Genomic DNA, 19794 nt, shown 5'->3' with positions numbered 1-19794 from the left:
CGACTAAAACAATTATACCACTTAATGGAAGAAATAATAACTTTTTTACAAAAAATTTAAAAGATATAAAAAACTATAGGTATCCAAATTTAAAAACTCAAGATTTTGTTATTTTTGTTAAGTATAGAAGTTGGATATCTATAGAATAGGATAACGTTATAGTAAATAGATGAAAATATTTAGGATTTATATATTAAATTAAATAACATAATAACTATTGGAGGAGTTGTAATGGAAATTAACAAGAATGTGAAGGGCAAAAAAAGTTCAAATTATATGCTAGAAAAAGTACTAATTGTTTTAATAATACTTTCCATAGCTTATTTTGCAGTTTATAAAGTTTGGATAGGGGCAGAAACTCTTGATACAGCTTCGGCTTTCATGTTGATGGCAATTTGCATAGTTATAGGGGAAATTTTTTCAACTAAAACAAAAGCTTCAATCCCATCAATGTTTATAAGTGCAGTATTATTTGTCGCAGGATTTTGGACTTTCTTTCCAAAGGATATTTTAGTATTGGGAGGAGTAGCTCCAAATTTACCTACACTTTTAGTTATGATGATGGTAGTACATTTAGGTACAATGCTTGATATTGATGAGCTTAAATCCCAATGGAAAACTGTAATTATAACACTAGCTGGAATGCTGGGAATAATGGTCGTAGTTATAACACTAGGTGGATTTATTTTAGGATTTGAAAAAGCAGCTATTGCAGCGCCACCACTTACAGGTGGATTTGTAGCAGCATTGATGATGCAACAAATTGCTGAAGGAAATGAGCATTTATTTGTTCTAGCTATGGCTGTTTATGTGTTACAAGGATTTGTTGGATATCCATTAACAAGTATATGTTTGAAAAAAGAGAGTAAGAATATACTTTCCAAATATAGAAAAGGTGAATTAGTAATAGATGAAAAGTTAGAAATAAGTGGAAAAGAAAAGAAACCAAAGCTTATTTCCATGGTTCCAGATCAATACAAAAGTGATACATTTATATTGTTACAGATGATTGTATTGGTGGTTGTATCAGGATATCTAGAAAAACTTTCAGGTGGATATATATCTAAATTTGTTTGGGCACTATTAGTTGGAGTATTATCAGCAGAATTTGGACTTATTGAGGTAAAGCCGCTTGAAAAATCAAAGAGTTTAGGATATGTATATACAATTATAATGATGTTTGTCTTTGCAGGACTAAATAGTATAACACCTGCTAGTTTGGGACAACTTGTAAAAGATTTTGCTGTTTTAATAGGACTAGCTACTGCTGGTATTGCAGCTTTTGCAATACCAATTGGACGTAAATTAGGAATGAGTACAGCAATGTCTTTCGCCCTTGGACTTGGTAGTATTGCAGGAGGATTTCCAGCAAGTTATGTATTAAGTGTTGAGGCAGCTAGGGTTTCAGCATCAAATGATGAGGAATACAAAATTCTTGAAGATCATCTACTTCCTAAGACACTAGTTTCAGGTTTTGTAAGTGCAACTTCAGGTTCAGTACTAATAGCAGGATTAGTAATTAGCTTATTTTTCAAATAGATTAAATTAAAAGGGTGATTTTATGGATTTAGGCTTAAAAAATAAGATTGTAGTAGTTACTGGTGGAAGCAAAGGAATAGGATTAGCTGTAGTAAAAGAATATTTAAAAGAAGGTTCAAAGGTTATATTTTGTGCAAGGAATCAAACTTCAATTGATCTAGGGATTGAGGAAGTAAAAAATCTTGGCTCTGTTGAAGGATACAAATTAGATATGACCAATGAAGAAGAGGTTTACAAGTTTGCAGAGTAGTGAAAAATAAATACTCAGTGATAGATATATGGATTAATAATGTTGGAGCCATAGGTGACAAAGAGGGCGATATTTATACTGAAGATGAAATTGACTTTGTCTATAATGCATGTTTTAAATCAACAGTATTTGGATGTCAAGCAGCATTTAAGCATATGAAAGAAAGAGGAGGTAGCATAGTAAATGTGAGTTCCTTAGCTGCAAGATGTCCCTCAGCAGGTAGGAGTACTCTATATGGACCTATGAAGGCTGCTATAAACAACCTAACCATAACATTTGCGGCTGAATTTGCAGCAAATAATATTAGAGTAAATGGAATTATGCCAGGGTTTACGTTGACTGAATTAGTTAAAAATAGAATCAGTGAAGAAGAATTAGAGTTTAATATGAATGGAACTTTATTAAGAAGATTAGCAGAACCAGAGGAAATAGCTAAACCAATAGTATTTTTATCAAGCGATGCTGCAGGCTATATGATGGGCACAGTAATTGAAGTGTCTGGTGGAAGAAGCATCACTTTAAACCCAATGTATTGTTACAACAAATAGTTAATATCCATCCTAAATAATTGTAAAAAGGATAAATAAATAATTCTAAAAAGGAGAGATTAAGATGAATGAAAATAAACTTATGGAAGAAAAGAGAGATTTAGTTAGAGGTGCTATTGAACACAGAGCAACATGGATGGCTTTGATGTTTTTAGAAGCAAAAAAAGAGGGTTATGATGCAGAAAAGATAACTAGAGCAGCAATAAGAAAAACTGGATTAATGCAAGGAAAACAAATAAAAGAAGCTTTAGAAAACAGTGAAGATATAACACAATTTCAAGAGTTTTTCTTAAATCCTATAGTAGCACAAGTTTTTGCAATTGATTTCAAAGAGATAAAGTCAGAAAATCTTCATATCGAATTCAATTATTGTGCATTAGTAGAGGGATGGAAGAAGTTAGACTTAGATAGTGAAACAATTGAGTTATTATGTGATATCGCAATGGATGGAGATAGAGGAATAGCTGAAGCTTTAGGATATAAATTTGAGCTAGGTGATACAATTGCTCAAAAATGTAAGACATGTAACATTAAATTTCATAAATAAATATTAGTACTATTTGACAAAATTTGGGATGGTTATAATAAATAAAATAGTATATATATAAATGATAGGATACTTCCAAAGTGGACAGTTTAATTAAACTGTTTACTTGGAGGTATTTTTTATTGGAGAAAACTACAGCTCGAGAGCATTGAATAGTTTAAAAAATGGCTTAGAAGAAATCGTAATATTTTTATAAAAAAACATATATTTTTCATATATTTTTTTAATTTTATATAGTAAAGTTTATAGGTAGATACTGATAACAACTATCAATAGGAAATTTGAAATAGTGAGGAGTATATTATGATAGATTATGTAATTATTGGGATAATTCTAACATCTGTAGTATTTTCCATGAGACATATAATAAACAAGAGAAAGCAAGATGGATGTGCTAGTTGTTGTGGGGGCGACCACTCTAAAGTTAAAGAATATAAATAAAATTCTACAAAACACTGTGTATTTTTATATACAGTGTTTTATTATTTAATAGTTTTTTGGGTATAAATATGTTATGATATATCATATACATAAGGATAGGGGGTATGGGTATGTTTGGTGCAGATGTTTCTATTCCATTAGCTTTTGGTGCTGGGTTTTTGTCCTTTTTTTCTCCTTGTATATTACCTTTGATACCTGCATATATAATGTATATCACAGGAGTAAGTGTAGAAGAAGATTTAAAGAAGAAGAGATTATCAGCTCTCATAAAGACATTGGGGTTTGTATTAGGATTTACTATAATATTTATTATAATGGGTAGTTCAGCAAGTTTTATAGGGAAGATATTCATAAGAAATAAAGAGATATTTTCTAAAATAAGTGGAATAATTATAATAATATTTGGATTAAATATGATGGGGATTTTAAATTTTAAATTTATAAATATAAATAAAAGAGTAAAAGCTCCAAAGAAGATGACTCATTGGTTTAGTTCTATACTTATGGGAATGGCCTTTGCAGCAGGTTGGACCCCTTGCTTTGGACCAGTTTTAGCCTCTATATTAATATATGCAGGTGGAACTGCTACAGTTTCAAAGGGAATATTTCTTCTTTTAGTATACTCAATAGGTATGGGGATTCCATTTATACTTACAGCTCTATTTATAAATGTATTTGTAAAGTTCATGGAGAAGGCTGAAAAAATGTTAAAATATTTACCCATTATAAGTGGTGTGATAATGGTAATATTTGGATTGTTGATATTTTTCAATAAGGTAATAAATATAAGTAGATTACTGATTTAGGAGGTTGATTATGAAAAATAAATGGTTAATAATTTTATTGGGAGCTATAGTTATAGTAGGTGGAATTTACTTTTTAACAAGTAGAGACCAAAATTCAGATATCCCAGATAATGTGGGAGATAATCAGCAAGAGGGATCAGAAGATATAGATGACTCTGAAGCTCCTGAGGAACCAGTAGATTCTCAATTTGTAGAAGGTCAAGATATAGCAGTGGGAAAGCCTGCACCTGATTTTAATTTTGAAGATAAAGATGGTAAACAAATAACACTGAAAAACTTAGAGGGAGAAGAGGTTAGTCTTCAAGACTATAAAGGTAAAATTGTACTCCTAAACTTTTGGGCTACTTGGTGCACTTGGTGTGATGTGGAAATGCCAGATTTAGATAAATTAGACAAAGAAAATGATGATCTAGTAGTTTTAGCAGTAAATTTTCAAGAAGATGAAGATATGGTTCAAAAATATATACAAGATGGTGGATATGACTTTGAAGTTGTACTTGATTTAGAGGGAGAAATCTCTAAGAAGTACCTAATAAGCTCTTTCCCTACATCATATTTTCTAGATAAAGAGGGAGTTTTATTGGGAGGAGTACCTGGTATGATGGAATACGAACAAATGGAAGAAGTATTATCGGCAGTAAGAGAAAATATAGAATAAATGGAAAAGACAAGATACTATTCTTGTCTTTTTCATTTATTAGGAAAGTTTTATTTTTATCTTTTATAAATTAGAGATTATAATATGTGCATTTTTAAAAAAGCTATATCTGGAACTGAAAAATAAGTCGAAATATGGGGGAATTTCATTACTTAGTGTAAAATTACATTGGGGAAAATAATCAAAAATAAAATAAGAGCATTCCAAGATATGATAGTATATAGGTGTCCAAACCAAATACACATATAAAAGGAGATGCTCTTATGAATACAATTATACAACAAATTGTAGAAAAAATCATTGAAAGTACAAATAAAAACTTAGAAATAGTATTAAAAGAAGGAAAAGGAATATCAGACTTTGCAATAAATATAAAAAATACACTAAATGAAGTAGGAGTAGATCTAGTTTCTGGGGCGTTAGAAGAAATAGATAAAAGGGTAAAAGAAGATATTAATAGAAAACAAGACTGGATTGTAAAAAGTAAAGATAATGTAAAAAGTTTAGGGACAATATTTGGAGAAGTTAAATACAAAAGGACATATTATGAAAATAAGAAAACAGGTGAATACAAATATTTATCAGATGAAATGCTAGGAATAAAAGCACATGATAAGATAGATACATTAATGAAATCAAAGCTTGTAGAAGAATCAATAGATTCCTCTTACAGAAAAAGTGGAATTCAAGCTAGTGACAATCTAGATATAACAGGTCAAACAGTAATGAATACAATTAGAGAACTTGATGTTGTAGAAAACAATGTAATTCCAATAAAGAAAAGAAATAATGAAATAAAGCTTTTATACATTGAAGCTGATGAAGATCATGTAGCTCTTCAAGTAGGTAAATGTATAGAACCAAAGCTTGTTTATGTTCATGAAGGAAGAGAAAAAGTAAGTAAAGATAGATACAGATTGATAAATAAGAGAGTATTTAGTGGAGTATATAAATCAAGTGAAGATCTATGGCTGGAAGTAGCTGATTACATAGATGAAGCTTATGATATGGATAAAATAGAAAAGATATATCTTTCAGGAGATGGTGCAAGCTGGATAAAACAAGGAGTAGGATGGATAAATAAGTCTGTATATGTATTAGATAGATTTCATTTATCCAAGTATGTAAAGAAAGCTACAGCTCATTTACCACATATAACACATCCCCTATGGAATTATATAAATAGATTAGAGATAGAAAATGTTAAAGAGCTTTTTAAAATAATATTAGAAGAAACAGAAACAGATACAAAGAAAGAATCAGTTAAAGATTCAAAGAGATATATTTTAAACAACTGGGAAGGGATTAAAAATCAGTATAACGATGATTATATAGGCTGCAGTGCAGAAGGTCACATAAGTCATATATTATCAGATAGACTAAGTTCTAGACCTCTTGGATGGTGTGAAGTTGGAGTCAATCAAATGTCAAGATTGAGGGCTTTTAAGGCTAACGGTGGAAATGTATATGAACTATTTAATCAGAGAAGAAAACAGCAGTTAAAAAAAGAAAGAATACTAAAATTAGAAAAGAGAAATATTAGTAAAAAAATAATATCTAAAACAGCAAATGAGGTTATTGGTAACATACCTCTATTAGCTGATGGTAGAAATACTGGCTTAAACACTATACTTAAGTCCTTTAGAGGAGCCTAAGTTTAATACATAAATATATGAAGATGCTTTTATTTATAAAACCCAAAGTAACTTGACACTATCATTTCATTATAACAGCTTTACAAATATTTAATTGTGAGTTAAAATATTATTGGATAAGATTGTTAGGTAATTGACAAACAATCTTATCCAATAATATCTAAAGGAGGATATAAAATGAAAAAATTTAAAAGAGTAGTTGCTACAATCGTTTGCTTAACATTAGTTTTAGGTATGTTAGCAGGTTGTTCTAAAGAAGATGTAGTTGATGGATCAAATACATCTGGAGAAGCAGAAAAAGGAATATTTACTCCTGGTAAGTACATAGGTGAAGGAACAGGATATGGTGGACCATTAGAAGTAGAAGTTGAAGTTGATGAAGATAAGATAATAGGTGTAAATGTTTTAGAACATAGTGAAACACCTAAAATATCTGATCTTGCAATAGAAAGAATTCCAGAAGCTGTAGTAGAGAATCAATCAATAAATGTTGATGCTGTTGCAGGATGTACAATTAGTAGTATGGGTATTAAGTTAGCTATAAAAGATGCACTTCAACAATCTGGTGTTGATATGGATTTAGTTAATAAAAAAGTTGAAAAAGAACCTATAACAAAGACTGATGAAGAAAAATCTGCTGAAGTTGTAATCGTAGGTGGTGGAGGAGCTGGACTATCAGCTGCTGTTAGTGCATTTGAAAGTGGTGCAAAATCAGTTATACTTATTGAAAAGATGCCTGCTTTAGGTGGAAATACAATACGTGCTGGTGGGGCATACAATGCAGTTAATCCTGAAAAACAAAAAGCTCAAGGTATAGAAGACTCAGTAGAAAAGCACTTCCAACAAACTTATGAAGGTGGACATAAGGTAGGTAATCCTGATCTTGTTAGGACATTAGTTGAAAATGCTATGGATGGAGTTTCATGGTTAGAAGGTTATGGATTAGAGTGGAACGAAAAAATAGGTTCAGTTGTTGGTTCTATGTGGAATAGATCAAATCAAACAGTAGAACCATTAGGAACTAGTTATATAGATGTATTAGAGAAAACAGCAAGAGAAAATGGATGTGAAATCTTATTAGATACAAAAGCAACAGAATTAATAGTAGAGAATGATAGAGTTATTGGAGTTAAAGCAGAAGGTATAGATAAGAACTATACATTAAAAGCTGAAAATGGTGTTATAATGGCAACTGGAGGATATGCTGCAAATAGCGAAATGCTAAGAGAATATTTATCTGACGGTATATACACTAAAGAAAACTTACCAGAAAAAATAACTTCAACTAATAATCCTGGTTTAACAGGTGAAGGAATTTTAATGGCAGAAAAAATTGGAGCAGAATTAATTGATATGAAACACATTCAATTACTTCCAATGCCAGGAGATAAATTTGGACCATCTATAAATGTTGAACATTCTTTCTTTATCAATAAAGAAGGTAATAGATATGTAAGAGAAGATGCTGGAAGAGATGAATTATGTTTAACTACTTTTGAACAAACAGATGGACAGTATTTTATGATTAATGACAGTAAAATAATCCCAGAAAATAGATTAACTCTTTCTGGTGAAAAATTAGATGTATTAATTGAAAAGGGAACAGTAGTAGAAGCAAATTCTATAGAAGAATTAGCTAAGGCAATAGGAGTACCTGAAGAAAATTTAAAAGCTACAGTAGAAAAGTTTAACTCCTATGTAGAAAATGAAAATGATCCTGAATTTGATAGAAAAGTATGGGGAGAAAAAATTGATCAAGCACCATTCTATGCAACTTTAAGATACCCTGCATTACACCACACTATGGGAGGATTAAAGATCAATACTAGTGCTCAAGTATTAGATGGCAATGATCAAGTTATCCCAGGATTATATGCAGCAGGAGAGGTAACAGGTGGTATCCACGGAGCTAATAGACTTGGTGGAAATGCTATAACTGATATAGTTGTATTTGGTAGAATTGCTGGTAAGTCAGTAATGGATAAATAATTGGTATATAATAGTTAATTTTAATTTAATAGGAAAGGGGTATAGCTAAAATGCTATACCCCTTTTTGTTATTCTTTAGTTTTATTTCTTTCTAACAGGAAAACAGCATTCTGTAACCCAATTATCAGGATTACTTTCAGTTGCAGGACTTACATGGTAAATATTAAACATTGGACCATCAAAGATATAATTATTATCTGATACCCAATGGGCAACTGCCTCATTTACAAAAGAAACCTGATCATAACTGCCTTTAAAAGTTACTGAGGCAATTAAGACTGAAGGGCGTTCCTTAAAATGTATATTACCTTCATTAGAATAATTTCCTTCAACAGATACTTGTACTTCAACGTCTACATTATCTTCTTTGTGCTCCTTATCATGGAAAATAGCTAAGGCATAGCATGGATTAGGATAAGAAACATTTTTATTAGTTAAAACTGGCATTAATTTATTCCATAACATACCCTCATCTTGATAAGATGGGATAATTTCACGAATACTTGCTACTTTCATCTTTGGAAATTCTTTTAATATAACAGAATATTTCATTTTATATTCATCCTTTCTTATTTGGTTTAGTGATGTTTCAAGTAATTGCAGTTGACGTAAGGAATTTTCATAGTTTTCAGTTATGATGTTTTTTTGTTCACTAAAAAATTCTTCTAGTTTTTTAGAATCTGATTCATAATTTAGTATTTCTGAAATTATAGCTATACTAAATCCCATTTGTTGTAAAGCAATAATAGTACAGGCAGTAGTTAATTGGGATTCATGATAATATCGGTAGCTAGTTATATCATCAATTTTAAAAGGCTTTAACAAATCTTTTTCATCAAAATATCTTAACATACGAATGCTTATTCTTGAAAGCTTAGAAAAATCACCTATTTTTAACATTTAATCACCTCATACATGTATGAATTTTGAGCTCAATAATATTATAAACTCTTCCATCGTGTAAGTGTCAAGGATAAATAAAAAAATATTAAAACAATATTTTTTATATTTAAGTTTTAAAACTAAAAGCCTAGGATCATGATGATCCTAGGCTTTTTCTTATACATTAAATCTAAATAAAACTACATCTCCATCTTCCATTACATAATCTTTTCCTTCAATTCTAACAAGACCTTTTTCTCTAGCAGTAGCCATGCTTTTATCACTATTCATAAGATCATCAAAAGATACTACTTCTGCCCTTATAAAACCTCTCTCCATATCTGAGTGGATTTTTCCAGCCGCTTGTGGAGCTTTGGTTCCTTTTTTAATAGTCCATGCACGGGTTTCCATTGGACCTGCTGTTAAAAAGCTCATTAGTCCAAGAAGACTATAGCTTGCTTGGATCAATTTATCTAGACCTGATTTTTCAAGACCTAAATCATTTAAAAATTCAATTCTCTCTTCTGGATCAAGTAGAGATATCTCTTGCTCGATTTGTGCACTAATGGTAACTACCTCTGCATTTTCTTCACTAGCTACTTTTCTAACTGCCTCTACATATTCATTATCTTCTCCAGATACTAAATCATCTTCTGATACATTTGCAGCATATATAATAGGTTTTGAGCTCAATAGATTAAAGGATCTAAATATCTTAGTCTCTTCCTCACTTAAGTCTAAAGTACGGATAGACTTGCCTTGCTCTAGTACTCCTAAGGCTCTCTCTATAAGATCGACCTCTGATTGAAGACTTTTATCTCCTTTAAGTGATTTTTTACTTCTTTCCAGTCTTTTTTCAAGAAGTTCAATATCAGAAAATATTAATTCTAAATTTATAGTTTCAATATCTCTTTCTGGATTTATAGATCCATCTACATGAACTATATCATCATTTTCAAAACATCTAACTACATGTACAATTGCCTCTACTTCTCTTATATGGGCTAAGAATTTATTTCCAAGTCCTTCTCCCTTACTAGCTCCCTTTACTAATCCAGCAATATCATAAAATTCGATTGCCGTTGGAAGAATTTTTTTTGAGTCATGAACCTTTGCAAGTTCTTCTAATCTTTCATCTGGGACTGCAACTACACCTACATTTGGCTCTATAGTACAAAATGGGTAATTTGCTGACTCTGCACCTGCCTGAGTTATGGCATTAAAAAGTGTACTCTTTCCTACATTTGGTAATCCTACTATTCCAAGTTTCATCTAATGTATCCTTTCTATTTTAAAGTATTTATCTATTTATTAAGCAATTAAAATCTTTGTTTTACAAGGATAAATTATACTATATATCTACCTTAGGTGCAAATAAAAGATTATGAAAATTTGGATTCAAGATGTAGGTCTCTATATTTTTTAGGAGTCATATTTTCATATTTTTTAAATACACAGCAAAAATAGCTTTGGCTATTAAAACCACATTCCATAGCTATATCTAGAATTGAAAGATTGGAATCTAAAAGAAAGCTTTTAGCCATTTCAACTCTAGTTTTATTTAAGTAGTCACTAAAGCTAGTATTTAAACATCTTGTGAATAAAAAGGATAGGTGGTTTTTACTAATATGTATGGATTTAGCAATATTCTCTAGATTTATATTTTTACTTGCATTTAAATGGATTAATTTAATTGCTTCATTTACTATACGATTTTCTGTCCTTTTTATCTTTAAAGATTGGGACTCTATATAAAAGGATATAATTCTTTCTCCTAATTTATATAGTTTATCTCTATCATGTGTATTTTCTATTTCTAAGAGAAATTTATTTTTATTTTGAAATCTCTTTATATTAGAAGTATTATTTTTAAATAAGTTTCCATAAATAAAGGAATTTAAAAATATAAGATAGTTTTTTATAGTTCTAAGTTTACGATGTACACTATGTCTTTCTAATTGATGAAAAATTTCTTTATATGTATTAATTGCACATTCTTGATTGTTACAGTAAATACTCTTTATAAGTTTATTCTCTAGTTCAATCATTTTAATACTCCTCCATATAATACTGATAATCATTATCAATCGCTAATCGTATTATATCAAGTATAGTTTTTATTTGCAATAAAAATTGGTTGTAAGAAAGGATAAAAGATGATATTGTGTTATATTATAGCAAGATTTATGGAGGTGGAATATGGAGAAAGAAAAGCTATATCCAATTCTGGCATCAATAACATATTCAATAATATTTGGACTATCTTTTTTATTTGCCAAGATAGGACTTAGGACTATGAATTCAATTGAATTAATCGCATATAGATTTTTAATTGCAAGTTTAATATTAACTATATTGAAATTTTTTAAAGTAATAAAAATAGATTTAAAAGAGAAAAACTTAAAATTAGTTGTTGTTACTGCTATATTACAGCCCGTATTATATTTCTTATTTGAAGTAAAGGGTATAGATTTAAGCACTACTTCAGAATCAGGTCTAATACTTTCACTTATTCCCATAACTGTAGCTATATTTGCACGAATATTTTTAGATGAAAGACTTTCAAAGTCTCAGATTGGTTTTATATTGCTCTCAGTATTTGGAGTAGTTCTTATAAATGTAATGAAAACTAAAACTACTACATCTGGAAATTATCTAGGGGTTTTCCTTTTATTTATGGCAGTTATAGCAGGTTCACTTTATAATATAGGTGCTAAAAAGGCCTCTGTTAATTTTACACCAGTGGAAATAACTTATGTAATGATGTGGGTAGGAGCCATGTCTTTTAACTTCATATTATTTGTAATGAAAGCTTTTAGTGGTACATTAAATGAGTATTTCTTGCCTATGCTTAATTTAAATAGTTTCATAGCTCTGTCTTATTTAGCCGTATTGTCATCAATTATAGCTTTCTTTTTAGTAAATTATGCTATTTCCAAGTTGCCAGTTTATCAATCTGCCATATTTGGGAATATAAGCACAGTGGTAGCTATATTGGCGGGGGTAATTATATTAAAAGAAGATTTTGGAGTATATGATATAATAGGAGCAGTAATGATAGTTATAGGAGTACTTGGTACAGTTTATGTTGGAGAAAAAAAGCTCAAGGAAGACTTAGAATAGAAGGAAATTTTAGATGGAGTGATTTTTTTGAATGAAAAACATATGGAATTAAAGGGTGATGGATGCGAAATATTGACTCCCTTTAATGATAAAAAACCATTAAGAGATATAGAGAGAAGTATAATAAAGACTTATAGAAAACATATATGGAGTAAATTTATAAAGGCAATAAAAGAATATGAACTTATTCAAGATGGAGATAAGATTGCCGTAGCCATATCCGGAGGTAAAGACAGCCTTCTTATGGCGAAATTATTTCAAGAATTAAATAAACATGGAAATACAAATTTTGAATTGGAATTTATAGCAATGGACCCAGGATATCATGGAGAAATAAGAAAATTATTAGAGGAAAATTGTGAGTATCTAAATATACCAGTTCATATTTACAATACAGATGTATTTAAGGTTGCAGATAAAGTAGCAGGTGAGTATCCCTGTTATATGTGTGCTAGAATGAGAAGGGGAGCCCTATATAGTAAGGCTCAGGAACTAGGATGTAATAAATTAGCTCTAGGTCACCATTTTAATGATGTCATAGAGACTACTATGCTAAATTTGCTTTGTGCAGGGAATTTTAAAACTATGATGCCAAAATTGAAGGCTGATAACTTTGAAAATATGGAGCTTATTAGACCTCTTTATTTAATAGAGGAAGAATATATAAAAAGATTTATTCAAAACAGTGGAATATGGCCACTTAATTGTGCATGTATGGTGGCAGCTAAAAAAATTGGAAATAAGAGATTTGAGATAAAGGATTTAATAGAAGAACTTAAGAAATCATTTAAAAATGTGGATATATCAATATTTAGGGCAGCGCAAAATGTAAATATGGATATGATTTTAGGATGGGAAAAAGATAGAGAGAAACATTCATTTTTAGATGAGTATTAATAGGGGGAAGATAGATGAGACTTATATCATGGAATGTAAATGGACTTAGGGCAATTGTAAGGAAGGGACATTTAGAAGATATAAAAAATTTAGATGCAGATGTATTTTGCCTACAAGAGACAAAACTTCAAGAGGGACAAATTGAACTTGAATTAGAAGGATATCATCAATATTGGAACTATGCTGTGAAAAAAGGTTATTCTGGGACTGCTGTATTTACTAAAAAACAGCCTATTTCAGTTGAATATGGTATAGATATTGAAAAACACGATCAAGAAGGTAGAGTAATTACCTTAGAATTTGAAGATTTCTATCTTGTAAATGTATATACTCCAAACTCTCAGAGAAAATTGGCTAGACTAGATTATAGAATGAATTGGGAAGAAGACTTTAAAGAGTATGTACTAAGCTTAGATGATATAAAACCAGTTATAATCTGTGGAGACCTAAATGTGGCACACAGAGAAATAGATTTAAAAAATCCTAGTTCAAATAGGAAAAATCCAGGATTTACAGATGAAGAGAGAGGGAAGATGACAAATCTTTTAGATGCAGGATTTATAGATAGTTTTAGATTTATTTATCCAGAAAAAGAAGATGCATACACTTGGTGGTCATATATTACAAAGGCTCGTGAGAGAAATGCAGGTTGGAGAATTGACTACTTTTTAGTATCTAAAAAATTTGAAGACAAGATAGAAGATGCTATTATACACAGCGATGTGTATGGCTCTGATCACTGTCCAGTAGAACTTAAATTAAAGTAAAGTAGGTAATCATGTGAAAGATTGGAATAAAAGACTTATACGAATTGTAATAGGATTATTTCTGTTTGCAGTGGGAAATGTTCTAACTATAAATGCTCAACTTGGAGTAGCTCCTTGGGTAGTATTTGATCAAGGGGTTTCAAATTTATTGGGAATTACTGTGGGACAGGCTAATATACTTGCAGGTCTTATAATTCTTATTATTGATATATTTCTTGGACAATCCATTGGATGGGGTTCAGTTTTAAATATGTTATTGATAGGAATTTTTATGGATATACTTATGCTAAATCATTTAATTCCAATGTTTGATGGAGTGGTAATTAGGTTTATAGTACTTTTAGTTGGAGTTATTATCCAAGGATTTGGAACATACTATTATCTAGGAGGAGGTCTTGGAGCAGGTCCTCGTGATGGGCTTATGGTAGCTTTGACTAGAAAGAGTAAGAGAAGCTTTAGATTCTTTAAGACCACAATAGAGATAGGTGTAGTTATAATAGGATATTCTCTAGGTGGAGACTTAGGTGTAGGTACAGTTATAATGGCACTTTTATCAGGACAAATATTCCAATCTGTATTTAATATAGTAAAATTTGATGTAAGTGGAGTAAGTCATAGATTCATTCAAGATGATATAATCTATTTAAAAGAAAAATGGATGAACAAAGGGGACGGGAAACTTTGTTCACAGGATAATGATGAAAAAGAAGAAGAAACTTTGTTTAATGAAGAGAAAAATATGGATTAGGGAGACGATAGTCTCCTTATTTTTTTGGAAATATTAAGTGACTAGTTAGATTATATCTATCAAGTGTATCCAAACAGACAAACACACTTGATAAATATCTGCAAAAGCGTATTGCAAATAATCAAAAAACTTCATATACTCTAAATATAATAAAGTTTATGGAGGTATGAATATGAAAAAAATTATAACATTATTATTAGTATTAGCTATGTCAATCAGTATAGTATCTTGTACTAAAGAAGAAGAAAACATTTTAAAGATGGGTTTTGTACCTATGAGAGATGGAGATAAATTAATTGAATCTGTAGAACCTTTAACTGATATGTTATCAGAAGAACTGGGAGTAAAGGTAGAAGGATTTACTGCTACAAATTATGTAGGAGTAGTTGAGGGCTTGGGCTCAGGACAAGTTGATTTTGGATTTATACCACCATTTGCATATGTACTTGCAAATCAAGAAAGTGGAGCAGAAGTTATCTTAACAGCTATAAAGAAAAGTGGAAAAGCAACCTATCAATCTGAATTTTTAGTTATGGCTGATAGCGACATACAAGATTTTCAAGATATAAAAGGAAAAACTGTGGCATTTGTTGACCCATCCTCTACTTCAGGATACCTTTTTCCAGGAGCTCATTTAATTAATCAAGGTATAGATATTGAAAAAGATATTCAATATGTAAACAGTGGTGGACATGATAAGTCTATTCAATTACTATTAAATGGAGATGTGGATGTTATTGCTGTATTTGGAGAGGCCAGAGAAAGATATAAAGAAGAGTTTCCAGATGCTTTAGAAAAGACTAGAACTTTAGGGTTTACTGAAGATATACCAGGAGTAAGTGTTACAGTAAAATCAGATATGGAGCCTGAATTAAGAAAAGATATAGAAGATGCCTTACTAAAAATAGCTGGTACAGAAGAAGGCAGCGAGCTTTTAATAAACCTATTTAATATGTATGGATTCCAAAAGGCAAGTGATGAAGACTATGAAATCATAAGAAATACTGCTGAAACTATGAATATAGATTTAAAAGAGGCAGATTAGGAGTTGACAACTTTGCTTAAATTAGAAAATATAAGTGTAATTTATAATAAAAGTTTATTAGCAGTAGACAATGTGAGTTTAGAAGTGGAGCAAGGAGAATTTATAGGGGTTATAGGTTCTAGTGGTGGAGGTAAGTCCACCCTTTTAAAAACTATAAATTTACTTGTAAAGCCTGCAAGTGGGAAAATATATTTAGATGATAGGGACCTTACAAGTCTTGACAAAAAACAGGTAAGACTGTTAAGAAGAGAAATTGGGTTTGTATTTCAAGATTATAATTTAATAGATAGATCCTCAGTTATAGAAAATGTATTAATAGGAAGACTTGGATATAAGTCTTCCTTTAAGTCAATTTTTGGGATATTTAGTGATGAAGATTATGAAAGAGCTGCTAAGGCTTTAAGACAGGTTGGGCTAGAAGATAAGATGTTTCAAAGAGCTGACAATCTAAGTGGAGGTCAAAAGCAAAGGGTGGCCATAGCAAAGACCCTTTGTCAAAGGCCAAAGATAATACTTGCAGATGAGCCGGTTGCAAGTTTAGATGTAGCTACTTCTGAAAATGTAATGGAATATTTTAAAAAGGTAAATGAAAAAAAGAATATGACTATAATTATAAATCTTCATGATGTGAATCTTGCTAAAAAGTATTGTGATAGAATTATAGGACTTAAAAAAGGAAAATTAGTATTTGATGGAGGGCCAGGTGAAATAGATCATGAACTCCTTACAAAAATATATGAATAGTAGAAGAAAAAAGAGACTTTATTATCTATTAATTACTTTAATCTTATGGATATTTTTAGGATATAAGGTAAACTTTAGCTTTGGGAGATTATATGCAGGGCTCCCTAGTATGATGGATTTATTTAAGAGGATGTTAAATCCAAATTTTTCCTATAGAACAGAAGTATTTGGGAAGTTAATTGAGACTATGGAAATTGGAATTTTATCATCTTTAATGGGGGTACTTTTAGCTATTCCATTTTCTCTTTTAACCTCTAATAATATAAATCCAAATAAATATATTTCAAACTTACTTACAGCTATATTCTCTTTTTTTAGAACCATACCAAGTCTTATATGGGCGGCCATATTAGTTAGTATATTTAGTATAGGCAAGTTTTCAGGAATAATTGCCTTAAGTATTATAGCTTTTTTAATGGCATCAAAACTCTTTAGAGAAAATATAGAATCTATAAAGGAAAATCAAATTAACTCTGTCCGTTCAGTAGGTGCAAATTCTATTCAAGTCTTAAGATATTGCATATTTCCATATATGTTTGAGCTCACCATATCTATATTTTTTATAGTATTTGAGACAAATATTCGTAGCGCAACAATATTGGGCTTAGTAGGTGCAGGTGGAATAGGTCAAATTATGTGGAGAGATTTAAATCACCTAAGATATGATAATTTGGCTACCTTGATACTTATACTATTTTTAACTATACTTATTATAGATACTATAAGTTTAATCTTAAGAAATTTTCTTAAGGGTTCTAATATAAAATTTAAAACTATAAAATCCTATAAAAATTATCAAATAGGTAAATCCATATTTACCCCATTATTTATAATATTTATATTAATCCTTATTATCAATTCCATAGGCATAACTTGGGATAGACTTTTAATAGGATTAGAACAGGGTAAAAATATTTTAATTAAAATGATTCATATAGATATAAGCTATTATCCGAAGCTTATAGAAGGAATAACAGAAAGCTTTTTTATAGCTATATTTGCAACTGTAGTAGGCTCTATAACTGCAATTATAATTTCATATTTTACAGCTTATAATACTTCGCCTAAGAGAGAAATTTCAATATTATTTAAATCTATTGTAAATATACTAAGGACATTTCCCCCGATTATAACAGCTATAATATTTTTCCGGGGCGTAGGGCCAGGGCCTCTTGCAGGAGCTATGGCACTTAGTATATATACCACAGGAGTTTTAACAAAGATGTATAGTGAGGTACTTGAAAACACTGAAGAAAATATCAAAAATAGTGTATTAATCACAGGAGCTAGCAATATAGAAAGCTATAGATATGGATTGATACCTCATACATTGCCTACATTTTTAAGCTTGAGTCTATATAGACTGGAGTCAAATATCAGAAACTCTACGATACTAGGTATAATAGGTGCAGGTGGCATAGGTACTACACTTTCCATGAATATAACTTGGAGAAACTGGGAGAGGGTAGGACTATTACTTCTAGGGACATCGCTTATGGTAATCTTAATAGACCAATTTAGCAATTTTCTAAGAAAGAAATTTAGATGAACTAAGAGGACGGGAAATTTTGCTCATTAATTTTTAGATTATGGGTAATATAGTATTGTAGCAAATACTATAAAAGAATAGGAGAATTAAATTTATGAATATGATAGATAAGGGATGGAATTTAGATAATAGTTATTTAAGACTTCCTGAAATATTTTATAGTAAAATTAAATTTAATCCTGTAAGTTCACCTGAATTAGTTATTATCAATGAACCATTAGTAAATTCCTTAGGTCTAGATATAGAGCAGTTAACAAGCAAAGAGGGTATAGACATATTAGCTGGAAACCATGTTCTAGAAGGATCTATCCCAATAGCTCAAGCTTATGCAGGACATCAGTATGGACACTTTACAATGCTTGGGGATGGCAGAGCTACGCTAATTGGTGAGCAAGTTACTTCATCTGGTGAGAGACTCGATATACAGCTAAAAGGCTCAGGAAGAACACCTTATTCTCGTAGTGGTGATGGTAGGGCAGCACTTGGCCCTATGTTAAGGGAATATATCATTAGTGAAGCTATGTATAATTTAGGTATTCCTACAACGAGAAGTCTAGCTGTAGTTACAACTGGAGATAAAATTCTTAGACAAACTCCCCTAGATGGAGCCATTTTAACTAGGGTAGCTAAAAGTCATATAAGGGTTGGGACCTTTGAATATGCTGCTAATTGGGGAGGAATAGATGCTGTAAAAGAGTTAGCTAATTACACCATCAACAGACATTTTCCAGATATAAAAACAGATGAAAATCCATATCTTGCCCTACTAAGTGAAGTGATAGAAGTTCAAGCTAGTCTAATTGCTAAATGGCAATTAATAGGATTTATACACGGGGTAATGAATACTGACAATATGACTATAAGTGGAGAGACTATTGATTATGGACCTTGTGCTTTCATGGATACTTATGATCCACAAACTGTATTTAGTTCTATAGATAGATATGGAAGATATGCATATGGAAATCAGCCTGGTATTGGAGCATGGAATCTTTCAAGATTTGCAGAGACTCTACTTCCATTAATTCACGAAAATATAAACAAATCCGCTAGATTAGCTAAATGTACACTTGAAAATTTTGATGAATTATATCATGATAATTGGATAATTGGAATGAGATCTAAATTAGGAATATTTAATAAAGAATTAGATGATGAATCCCTTGTACAAGAACTTTTAGATCTAATGGAGAAATATAATGCAGATTATACCAATACATTTGTCTATTTAACCCTGGATAAGCTAGATAAATCTGATTTATTTAAAAGTGAAGAGTTTAAATCATGGAATGCCAAATGGGAAAATAGATTAAAGAGACAAAAAGAATCAAAAGAATTATCTAAAGAGTTAATGAAAAGCTCTAATCCTTCTGTAATACCTAGAAATCATCAGGTAGAAAAAGCTCTAGAAGCTGCTGTGGAAGAAGGCGACTACACAGTGCTAAAAAGACTTCTCTATGCTCTATCGAATCCATATAATTATTCAAAAGTTAATGAAGAGTATATGTGTCCTCCTGATCCATCATCTGTACCCTATGTAACATATTGTGGAACTTAAAAATTCGTTATAAAAAAAGTGCCAAAAATTGGCACCTTTTCATAGGGT

Annotated in this window: 18 protein-coding genes and 1 pseudogene; 16 read left to right on the top strand and 3 right to left on the bottom strand. The window is 30.6% G+C overall.

Translation table 11 applies throughout. The annotated features are described in order from the left end of the window. The first annotated feature begins 231 nt into the window (after window positions 1-231). From AC4PG3_RS00385 to AC4PG3_RS00350, 8 genes and pseudogenes are all read left to right on the top strand, one after another. Entirely contained in the window at window positions 232-1539 is a 1308-nt protein-coding gene (locus AC4PG3_RS00385; protein ID WP_492197113.1) for a hypothetical protein, read from the top strand. Window positions 1540-1561: 22 nt separating this feature from the next. Then, a pseudogene (locus AC4PG3_RS00380) lies at window positions 1562-2337 on the top strand (SDR family NAD(P)-dependent oxidoreductase). 64 nt (window positions 2338-2401) lie between these two features. Beyond that, on the top strand, window positions 2402-2884 hold the full coding sequence (locus AC4PG3_RS00375; RefSeq protein WP_492197112.1) for an L-2-amino-thiazoline-4-carboxylic acid hydrolase: 483 nt from the start codon (window positions 2402-2404) through the stop codon (window positions 2882-2884). Between the two features lie 303 nt (window positions 2885-3187). Beyond that, window positions 3188-3325, top strand: a complete 138-nt coding sequence (locus AC4PG3_RS00370) for a hypothetical protein (RefSeq protein WP_492197111.1) — start codon at window positions 3188-3190, stop codon at window positions 3323-3325. Window positions 3326-3435: 110 nt separating this feature from the next. Continuing rightward, window positions 3436-4131 carry a cytochrome c biogenesis CcdA family protein gene (locus tag AC4PG3_RS00365; protein WP_492197110.1) on the top strand — a complete coding sequence of 232 codons (696 nt, stop codon included), beginning with the start codon at window positions 3436-3438 and terminating at the stop codon, window positions 4129-4131. 10 nt (window positions 4132-4141) lie between these two features. Next, the gene (locus tag AC4PG3_RS00360) at window positions 4142-4789 is read left to right on the top strand and encodes a redoxin domain-containing protein (protein ID WP_492197109.1); all 648 of its coding nucleotides are present in this window, start codon (window positions 4142-4144) and stop codon (window positions 4787-4789) included. 263 nt (window positions 4790-5052) lie between these two features. Next, entirely contained in the window at window positions 5053-6444 is a 1392-nt protein-coding gene (locus tag AC4PG3_RS00355) for an ISLre2 family transposase (RefSeq protein WP_492196315.1), read from the top strand. 177 nt (window positions 6445-6621) lie between these two features. Further along, complete coding sequence (locus AC4PG3_RS00350) at window positions 6622-8433, top strand: flavocytochrome c (RefSeq protein WP_492197108.1); 1812 nt, start codon at window positions 6622-6624, stop codon at window positions 8431-8433. Window positions 8434-8514: 81 nt separating this feature from the next. On the opposite strand, the gene AC4PG3_RS00345 is transcribed toward AC4PG3_RS00350, so the two are convergent. From AC4PG3_RS00345 to AC4PG3_RS00335, 3 genes are all read right to left on the bottom strand, one after another. Then, entirely contained in the window at window positions 8515-9333 is an 819-nt protein-coding gene (locus AC4PG3_RS00345) for a MerR family transcriptional regulator (protein ID WP_492197107.1), read from the bottom strand. A 159-nt stretch (window positions 9334-9492) separates the two neighbouring features. Next, complete coding sequence (ychF, locus tag AC4PG3_RS00340) at window positions 9493-10587, bottom strand: redox-regulated ATPase YchF (RefSeq protein ID WP_492197106.1); 1095 nt, start codon at window positions 10585-10587, stop codon at window positions 9493-9495. Between the two features lie 110 nt (window positions 10588-10697). Further along, window positions 10698-11363, bottom strand: a complete 666-nt coding sequence (locus AC4PG3_RS00335; RefSeq protein ID WP_492197105.1) for a helix-turn-helix domain-containing protein — start codon at window positions 11361-11363, stop codon at window positions 10698-10700. Window positions 11364-11514: 151 nt separating this feature from the next. Here AC4PG3_RS00335 and AC4PG3_RS00330 point away from each other — a divergent pair, with 151 nt between their 5' ends. The 8 genes from AC4PG3_RS00330 (at window position 11515) to AC4PG3_RS00295 (ending at window position 19746) form a co-directional block, all read left to right on the top strand. Further along, the gene (locus tag AC4PG3_RS00330) at window positions 11515-12438 is read left to right on the top strand and encodes a DMT family transporter (protein ID WP_492197104.1); all 924 of its coding nucleotides are present in this window, start codon (window positions 11515-11517) and stop codon (window positions 12436-12438) included. A gap of 42 nt (window positions 12439-12480) precedes the next feature. After that, complete coding sequence (locus AC4PG3_RS00325) at window positions 12481-13335, top strand: tRNA 2-thiocytidine biosynthesis TtcA family protein (RefSeq protein ID WP_492198237.1); 855 nt, start codon at window positions 12481-12483, stop codon at window positions 13333-13335. Window positions 13336-13349: 14 nt separating this feature from the next. Continuing rightward, entirely contained in the window at window positions 13350-14102 is a 753-nt protein-coding gene (locus AC4PG3_RS00320; RefSeq protein WP_492197103.1) for an exodeoxyribonuclease III, read from the top strand. 13 nt (window positions 14103-14115) lie between these two features. Then, the gene (locus tag AC4PG3_RS00315; RefSeq protein ID WP_492197102.1) at window positions 14116-14850 is read left to right on the top strand and encodes a YczE/YyaS/YitT family protein; all 735 of its coding nucleotides are present in this window, start codon (window positions 14116-14118) and stop codon (window positions 14848-14850) included. A 172-nt stretch (window positions 14851-15022) separates the two neighbouring features. Beyond that, complete coding sequence (locus AC4PG3_RS00310) at window positions 15023-15895, top strand: phosphate/phosphite/phosphonate ABC transporter substrate-binding protein (protein ID WP_492197101.1); 873 nt, start codon at window positions 15023-15025, stop codon at window positions 15893-15895. A 12-nt stretch (window positions 15896-15907) separates the two neighbouring features. Further along, window positions 15908-16639: a phosphonate ABC transporter ATP-binding protein gene (gene phnC / locus AC4PG3_RS00305; protein WP_492197100.1), complete on the top strand. Its 732-nt coding sequence runs from the start codon at window positions 15908-15910 to the stop codon at window positions 16637-16639. Beyond that, window positions 16611-18188 carry a phosphonate ABC transporter, permease protein PhnE gene (gene phnE, locus AC4PG3_RS00300; RefSeq protein ID WP_492197099.1) on the top strand — a complete coding sequence of 526 codons (1578 nt, stop codon included), beginning with the start codon at window positions 16611-16613 and terminating at the stop codon, window positions 18186-18188. Before phnC ends, phnE begins: the two co-directional genes overlap by 29 nt. A 94-nt stretch (window positions 18189-18282) precedes the next feature. Beyond that, a complete protein-coding gene (locus AC4PG3_RS00295) occupies window positions 18283-19746 on the top strand; it encodes a protein adenylyltransferase SelO (protein ID WP_492197098.1) in 1464 nt (487 codons plus the stop codon). Window positions 19747-19794: the final 48 nt, after the last annotated feature.

The sequence above is a fragment of the Tissierella sp. QWL-11 genome (assembly GCF_058683765.1).
Note: the sequence above shows the minus strand (reverse complement) of the source record. Positions and strands in the feature narration are given on the sequence as shown.

Excerpts from the sequence above, each read along its gene's own strand:
- AC4PG3_RS00330 (WP_492197104.1), top strand. The coding sequence starts at position 11,515 with ATGGAGAAAGAAAAGCTATATCCAATTCTGGCATCAATAACATATTCA.
- AC4PG3_RS00335 (WP_492197105.1), bottom strand. The coding sequence starts at position 11,363 with ATGATTGAACTAGAGAATAAACTTATAAAGAGTATTTACTGTAACAAT.
- AC4PG3_RS00370 (WP_492197111.1), top strand. The coding sequence starts at position 3,188 with ATGATAGATTATGTAATTATTGGGATAATTCTAACATCTGTAGTATTT.
- ychF (WP_492197106.1), bottom strand. The coding sequence starts at position 10,587 with ATGAAACTTGGAATAGTAGGATTACCAAATGTAGGAAAGAGTACACTT.
- AC4PG3_RS00385 (WP_492197113.1), top strand. The coding sequence starts at position 232 with ATGGAAATTAACAAGAATGTGAAGGGCAAAAAAAGTTCAAATTATATG.
- AC4PG3_RS00310 (WP_492197101.1), top strand. The coding sequence starts at position 15,023 with ATGAAAAAAATTATAACATTATTATTAGTATTAGCTATGTCAATCAGT.
- AC4PG3_RS00365 (WP_492197110.1), top strand. The coding sequence starts at position 3,436 with ATGTTTGGTGCAGATGTTTCTATTCCATTAGCTTTTGGTGCTGGGTTT.
- AC4PG3_RS00320 (WP_492197103.1), top strand. The coding sequence starts at position 13,350 with ATGAGACTTATATCATGGAATGTAAATGGACTTAGGGCAATTGTAAGG.
- AC4PG3_RS00375 (WP_492197112.1), top strand. The coding sequence starts at position 2,402 with ATGAATGAAAATAAACTTATGGAAGAAAAGAGAGATTTAGTTAGAGGT.
- AC4PG3_RS00360 (WP_492197109.1), top strand. The coding sequence starts at position 4,142 with ATGAAAAATAAATGGTTAATAATTTTATTGGGAGCTATAGTTATAGTA.
- AC4PG3_RS00345 (WP_492197107.1), bottom strand. The coding sequence starts at position 9,333 with ATGTTAAAAATAGGTGATTTTTCTAAGCTTTCAAGAATAAGCATTCGT.
- AC4PG3_RS00295 (WP_492197098.1), top strand. The coding sequence starts at position 18,283 with ATGAATATGATAGATAAGGGATGGAATTTAGATAATAGTTATTTAAGA.
- AC4PG3_RS00325 (WP_492198237.1), top strand. The coding sequence starts at position 12,481 with ATGGAATTAAAGGGTGATGGATGCGAAATATTGACTCCCTTTAATGAT.
- phnE (WP_492197099.1), top strand. The coding sequence starts at position 16,611 with ATGAACTCCTTACAAAAATATATGAATAGTAGAAGAAAAAAGAGACTT.
- AC4PG3_RS00350 (WP_492197108.1), top strand. The coding sequence starts at position 6,622 with ATGAAAAAATTTAAAAGAGTAGTTGCTACAATCGTTTGCTTAACATTA.
- AC4PG3_RS00355 (WP_492196315.1), top strand. The coding sequence starts at position 5,053 with ATGAATACAATTATACAACAAATTGTAGAAAAAATCATTGAAAGTACA.